Here is a 6,392-nt window from a genome sequence, read left to right as displayed (position 1 = left end):
AGGCACCACACCAGTAGCACCGGCTTGGCCACTGGGTGAAGCAAGGCTTGACGCAGCGCCATCATGAATTTCGTCCACCAACTTTCAGCACAAACGCATCAACAAGCGCATCAAAAATGGCGTTGCAAATCCATGCCCGCATACAACTGACCCACCTGCGGCTCGTAGCCGTTGAACATCAAGGTCTTGCGCCGCCGGGTAAACAGGCCATCTTCGCCAATACGGCGCTCGGTCGCCTGGCTCCAGCGCGGGTGATCTACGTTCGGGTTGACGTTGGCATAAAACCCGTATTCGGTCGGTGCCGCACGGCCCCATGTGCTTCGCGGCTGCGGCTCGACAAAACGCAGTTTGACGATCGACTTGGCCGATTTAAAGCCATATTTCCACGGCACCACCAACCGCACCGGCGCGCCATTTTGCTTGGGCAACACCTCCCCATACATGCCAAAGGCCAGCAAAGCCAGCGGGTGCATGGCTTCGTCCAGCCGCAGCACTTCGGTGTACGGCCAATCCAGCACGGACGAACGAACGCCCGGCATCTGCTGGGCATCGGCCAGGCTCACCAGCTCAACAAATTTGGCGCTGCCCAGCGGCTCGGCCCGGCCAATCAATGCCGACAGTGAATAGCCCACCCACGGAATCACCATCGACCAGCCTTCGACGCAGCGCAGGCGGTAAATGCGCTCTTGCATCGGGGACAACTTCAGCAAATCATCCAACCCCAGCTTGAAAGGGCGCTTGACCAGGCCTTCGATCTCTATCGCCCACGGATCGGTGACCAGGGTGTCGGCATACCGGGCCGGATCGGACTTGCGGGTGCCGAACTCGTAGAAATTGTTGTAGCTGGTAGCGTCTTCATAACGGGTGGCTTTGTCCATCGTGATGGCCCCCGGCACGCTTGAAGATGTGCCCACCAGCGCGGGGCGTTTGCCCGGCTTTTCAGTCGCCAGCGCCTCACGCCCAGCCCAAGCGGCCAGCACGCTGCCCGCCGCACCACCGGCCACCTGTTTGAGCCACTGGCGCCGCGCGGCGTACACCACTGGGTGCGTGATCTCGCTGGCCGCAGGTGAATCAAAGCGCAGCATTGCCATGCTTTACAGCTCACCGTAACTGTGCAGGCCCGACAAGAACATGTTCACGCCGATAAAAGCAAACGTGGTCACCGCCAGCCCGGCCAGCGCCCACCACGAAGCCACCGTGCCGCGCAAGCCCTTCATCAGCCGCATATGCAGCCAGGCGGCGTAGTTCAGCCAGACGATCAGCGCCCAGGTTTCCTTGGGATCCCAACTCCAGTAGCCGCCCCAGGCGTCGGCAGCCCACAGTGCACCCAGCACGGTGGCAATGGTGAAAAAGGCAAAACCGACCGCGATGGACTTGTACATCACGTCGTCCAACACTTCAAAGCTGGGCAAACGCTCGGCAATGCGCTTGCGGCCCAGCAAAATACCGCCCACGATCAACGTGGCGATGATGGCGTAGCCCAGCCAGTAGCTGCCGCCCGCTTCGCCCACGCCGCGCTGGCGAAAGGCAATCGGCACAAAACACAGCGCAATGCCCAGCAGCCAGATAGGCGTTAATTTGTACCAACGAACCTCATCCGCCTGCTGCTTGATGAGGTAGGCAAACGCCACCATCGCTGCCAGCGCAAACGTGCCATAACCGATGAAGTTGGCCGGCACGTGCAACTTCATCCACCAGCTTTTCAGCGCCGGCACCAGCGGCTGGATTTGATGCGCCTCGCGCACCAGCGTGTACCACAGCAAAAAACCCACCGCAGCGCTCACCACCAGCATCACAAAAGCGCCCAGCGCGCGCGTTTGATAGCGCTCTTCGTAGTACAGATAGAACAGCGCCGTCAGCCAGCAAAACAGCACGAACACTTCATACAGGTTGCTGACCGGGATATGGCCAATGTCCGGCCCCATCTGGTGGCCTTCGTACCAGCGCACCATGGTGCCCACCAGAGCCAGCGCCACGGCCACCCAGGCCAGACGGCTGCCCAGGCCCTCGAACGCGGTCGCCTGGCCTTTGGCAAACATGCCCATCCAGTAAAACACCGTGCTCATGAAAAACAGCATGCTCATCCACAGGATGGCCGACTGGCTGGACAAAAAGTATTTGAGCCAAAACGCCGTATCACCGCGCCGCAAATCGCCGTCGTACGACACGATGGCCAGCAGCGACAGCGTCGCCACCACCAGCATTAAATGGCGCAGCGGTCGCCAAAACCAGCCCAGCCAGATCACCACCGGCACCGTGAACGCCAGAATGGCCTTTTCATAACCGTCCATGGCCGCGCTGTATTTCTGAAACGCAAACAGCGCACCGGCCACCACCAGCAGCGCAAACAGCCAGTCGCCCCAGGTGCGGCGGGCCATAAAACCTTCGTTCAAGGTGACAGTGGCGGTGGCGTTCGCACCAGTGGGTGCCAGGGTGGTCGTGTTCATGGTTGGGAACACCTCTTTCGCGCTAAGGCGATTGAAGCAGCTTGTGCTGCAATTGTTCAAATTCCCGGTCAGCATCCAGCGTTTTGCGGTTGGACGACAGGGCCATCGTGGCGTGTGAGCCGGTTTCCTCAGGTGCCAGCCACACCCAAAAGCGCCGCTCACGGATATACAGCATGGCGAAAATGCCCACAATCAGCAACAGGCAACCCAAATAAACCACGTTCTTGCCGGGGGCGCGTGCCACCTGGAACACGCTGGCTTGCACCTGCGTGAAGTCTTGCAGTTGCAGCACCACCGGGGCCGGGTACAGCCCCACATCCGACAGCGCCAGCACCGCCAGCGTCATGTAGCGGCGTGTGGATTCATCGTCGGTGGACAAGGGTTTTTGGCTGTTTTCTTCCCGCACCAAAGCATTCAGCTCGTACAGGCTGCCGTTCAGAATGCGCAGCAGCACATCGGCGGCGCGCTCGCGCTCTTCCTTGGGCACCGCCGTTTCCATGAAGTCCGACACGGCCTGCAAGCCGCCCGTCTTGGCACCGTTGATTTCTTCTGCCCCGGCAAACAGGCCCAGCGCACGCTCGGCGGACTGGGTGAGTTGCTCAGCCATCTCAGGCCGCGCAGGATCGACCGCCTTGGCCACATAGCGCCGCACCGCCCGGCTGCGCTGCACCGGATCGGCCAGCGCCGTGCGCAGCCGGATAAAGCCCTGGATCGACCCCTCATCATCGGCAGGCAGACGCAGGTAGCGAAACGCCTCGGCAGGCGAGTTGCGCACGCCCAGCAAGAACACCGGCGCACCATCGCCCGCGTCCATGGGCAACTGGTAGTTGTGGAATTCGCGCGCCTGGCCCGCCGGATCACGCAGTTTGTAGGTCACGCTGGGGCCGACGTTGCGCAAATCGACTTGCCGGGTAGTCTTGTCGGCCGCGCCCAGGCGTTCGTTCAGCGCCTGGGTCAAATCCACCTTGCGGACATCCACGCCCTGGCTATCGTCCGTCATGTTTTCGACGTTGATGACGCGCAGCCCGGTGAACTCCAGCGTCATTTTCTCGTCGCCGTCGGTCAACTGCGCTGATCCGCCAATTTGCCCATTCACTTCAAAACTGTCGCCCGTGCCGTTCATGGGCAGGGCCAGCAGCTTGACGCTGGAGCCACCATCGTCAAAGCTGCTCTGGTAAATTTGCACGCCTTTGTAGCTGGCCGGGTGGTTGACCTCCACGCGCGCCTCTTGCGTCTCGCCCGTGGTCTTGTCGTGGATCACGATCTCGCTGGCAAACAGCTTGGGCATGCCGGTGGAGTAGTACTCGACGATGAATTTCTTCAGCTCCACCGCAAACGGCAGCTCTTGCAGCAACACACCGTCCGACTGACTCAAGATCGCCGTGCTGGACGAGGTGCCTTCGCCCACCACCAGATTGCCGCGAAACGCCGGATTGGTCGCAGGCAGGCGGTGTTCTGCCGTCACTTCAGACACCAGACCGCTGCCCGCATACACCGACTTGCCGCCCAGCCAGGTCATGGCGCGCACGAACAAATCGCCATCCAACAAGCCGCCCAGACAAATCAGCACGATGGCGCTGTGCGCGGCGATATAGCCGATTTTGTTGGCCGCCCCGGCCTTGGCCGCCACCATCCAGCCTTTACCGTTGGGCGTGTCCCTTTCTTGCAGGCGCACTTTCCAGCCGCTGGCGGCCAGGGTGCGGCCGATGCGCTCGGCCTCGGCGGCGGGTGTGCCGCCCAAATCACCTTCGGCCTTGTGGTGAAAGGCCTTCAAGCTGCCTTCGCGAATGTTTTCTTTATAGCTACGCACGTCGGCCAAAAATTTGGGCGCATTGCGCAGCACGCACAGCGAAGTGCTGATGACCAAAAACGCCAGAATCAGCAAAAACCACCAGGCGCTGTAAACCGCGTTGAGCTTGAGCGCCAAAAACAGCTCCGCCCAAAACGGCCCGAACTGGTTGACGTAGTTGCTGGCCGGTTCGTGCTGCTTGATCACCGTGCCAATCACTGACGCAATGCAAATCACCGTCAGCAGCGCAATGGCAAAGCGCATGGACGACAGCAACTCGATGGCCGTGCGTCCACGACGCCGTGCAGGCGCAGCGCGGCTGGTGTCGTCAGTGGTGGCGGTAGCGGTGTGGGTCATGCGGGTCAGATTAGCCCAGACTCCAGGCAGCCCCAGGCATCAAGATTGGATGCCTGCACACGCCAGATGGTTTCCGTGCCGCAGGCGATAAATTGATTCAAGTTTGCTTTCGCTTTCATACAGCCCAAACAGCAAGACCGCGCCTCGGATCAACCGGACGCGGTCTTTGGTTGCAGTCAAAGCGCCAGATGCGCCTGCGCTTGCCGCTTTCAGCGCAAGCCAGCGATGTAATCCGACACGGCCTTGATTTCGCGGTCGTTCATCTTGGCCGCCACGCCGGTCATGGTTTCGTTATTGATACGGTTGCCGTCACGGAAGTCCACCAGTTGCTTGACGGTGTATTCCGCATGCTGGCCCGACAGACGCGGGTACTGCGACGGAATGCCCGCACCGTTGGGGCTGTGGCAACCCGCGCAGGCCGGGATTTGACGATCTGGAATGCCACCACGGTAAATGCGCTCGCCCATCAAGGCCAGATCAGGCTCTTTGGCAAAGCCGGGTTTGGCTTTTTGCGAGGCCAGCCACCATGAGATATTGCGCGCGTCGTCTTCGCTCAAGCCCGCCGCAAAACCGGCCATGATCGGGTCTTTGCGCTTGCCGTCTTTGAATTCCAGCAATTGCTTCATCAGGTATTCAGGATGCTGCTGCGCCAAGCTGGGTTGCAGCGGCACAGTGGAATTGCCATCAGCCGCGTGGCAGGCCACGCACACGGTGGCGTAGCTGGCGCTGCCTTTGGCCAGATCGGCCTTGGGGGCGGCGGGCGCGTCCGCAGCAAAGGCGCTGAAAGTCAGCAGCGAGGTGGTCAATAAGGCGGCAAACGGCTTCTTGGACATATCTGTCTTCTTTACAGTAGGCGTGGGGCGCTAAACCAGCCGATTCTACAATGCCCGCCAGTGCCTTTTCGTGCGGGCGCGTTTGATCTATCTCATTGCATCCATGCCTACACCCCACCCTTATCACGCTGTGCCTGAAGCCAACGCCGCCAGCCGCGCCGCCCTGGCCTGGCTGCACACGGCGCGCTTTTTGACCACCGCCGCCCAGTTGCACCAGTTGCCTGCGCTGAACGTGCCCGAAATCGCCTTCGTGGGCCGCTCCAACGCAGGCAAATCCACCGCCATCAACACGCTCACGCAGCAAACGCAGCTGGCCTACGCGTCCAAAAAACCAGGGCGCACGCAGCACATCAACCTGTTCGCACTGGGCCGCCAGGGCAGCACCGACGCCGTGCTGGCCGATTTGCCCGGCTATGGCTACGCCGCCGTGCCGCAGGCCGACAAACAGCGCTGGCAGCGCATGATGGCCAACTACCTGGTCAGCCGCGCCAGCCTTTCAGCGGTGGTGATGCTGTGCGACGCGCGCCACGGCCTGAAGGAGCTGGACGAGGTGTTGCTGGAAGTGATTCGCCCGCGCGTGGAAGGCGGCCTGCGTTTTCTGGTGCTGCTGACCAAGGCCGACAAACTCAACCGCACCGAGCAGTCCAAGGCCCTGTCCATCGCCCGTCTGCATGCTGGTGGCGGTCAAGTCCAGTTGTTCTCTGCCCTCAAACGTCAAGGTGTCGAGCCTGCCGCGCTGTGGCTGCGGCAGTTGGCCGAACAAACCTCGGAACATGTTTCACCGCCTACAGATTTACAAAAAGAATAAGCCTCCAACGCTTATTCGTTAAACTTAAAACGCTATTTATTAGGGAAGGTCTGCACAACCCCCGCTGCAGGGCGAGGTGACGCGTGAATGTTCACATGGCGAAACGAGCGTTGAATTTCTCATCGTTTTGCGCTGTTTTTGGTTCGCTTGACCCTGAT

At 60.8% G+C, this 6,392-nt stretch carries 5 protein-coding genes; 1 reads left to right on the top strand and 4 read right to left on the bottom strand.

From position 1 onward, the window contains the following. Window positions 1–110: 110 nt before the first annotated feature. The 4 genes from msrP to ACK5NW_RS01720 all read right to left on the bottom strand — a co-directional run bounded on the left by msrP (window position 111) and on the right by ACK5NW_RS01720 (window position 5,426). Window positions 111–1,091 (bottom strand): protein-methionine-sulfoxide reductase catalytic subunit MsrP, encoded by a 981-nt coding sequence (msrP, locus tag ACK5NW_RS01735; protein WP_416924528.1) that lies wholly within the window; start codon window positions 1,089–1,091, stop codon window positions 111–113. A gap of 3 nt (window positions 1,092–1,094) precedes the next feature. Then, entirely contained in the window at window positions 1,095–2,447 is a 1,353-nt protein-coding gene (gene ccsB, locus ACK5NW_RS01730; RefSeq protein ID WP_416924527.1) for a c-type cytochrome biogenesis protein CcsB, read from the bottom strand. A 22-nt stretch (window positions 2,448–2,469) separates the two neighbouring features. Beyond that, window positions 2,470–4,593, bottom strand: coding sequence for a cytochrome c biogenesis protein ResB (locus ACK5NW_RS01725; RefSeq protein ID WP_416924526.1), 2,124 nt, complete (start codon window positions 4,591–4,593; stop codon window positions 2,470–2,472). Window positions 4,594–4,802: 209 nt separating this feature from the next. Beyond that, window positions 4,803–5,426, bottom strand: coding sequence for a c-type cytochrome (locus ACK5NW_RS01720; RefSeq protein ID WP_416924525.1), 624 nt, complete (start codon window positions 5,424–5,426; stop codon window positions 4,803–4,805). A 103-nt stretch (window positions 5,427–5,529) separates the two neighbouring features. Between ACK5NW_RS01720 and yihA the strand changes: the two genes are divergently transcribed. Next, window positions 5,530–6,234 carry a ribosome biogenesis GTP-binding protein YihA/YsxC gene (gene yihA / locus ACK5NW_RS01715; RefSeq protein WP_416924524.1) on the top strand — a complete coding sequence of 235 codons (705 nt, stop codon included), beginning with the start codon at window positions 5,530–5,532 and terminating at the stop codon, window positions 6,232–6,234. Window positions 6,235–6,392 lie beyond the last annotated feature (158 nt).

It is taken from the genome of Ottowia sp. (assembly GCF_047975795.1).
Lineage (GTDB): Bacteria > Pseudomonadota > Gammaproteobacteria > Burkholderiales > Burkholderiaceae_C > Ottowia.
Note: the sequence above shows the minus strand (reverse complement) of the source record. Positions and strands in the feature narration are given on the sequence as shown.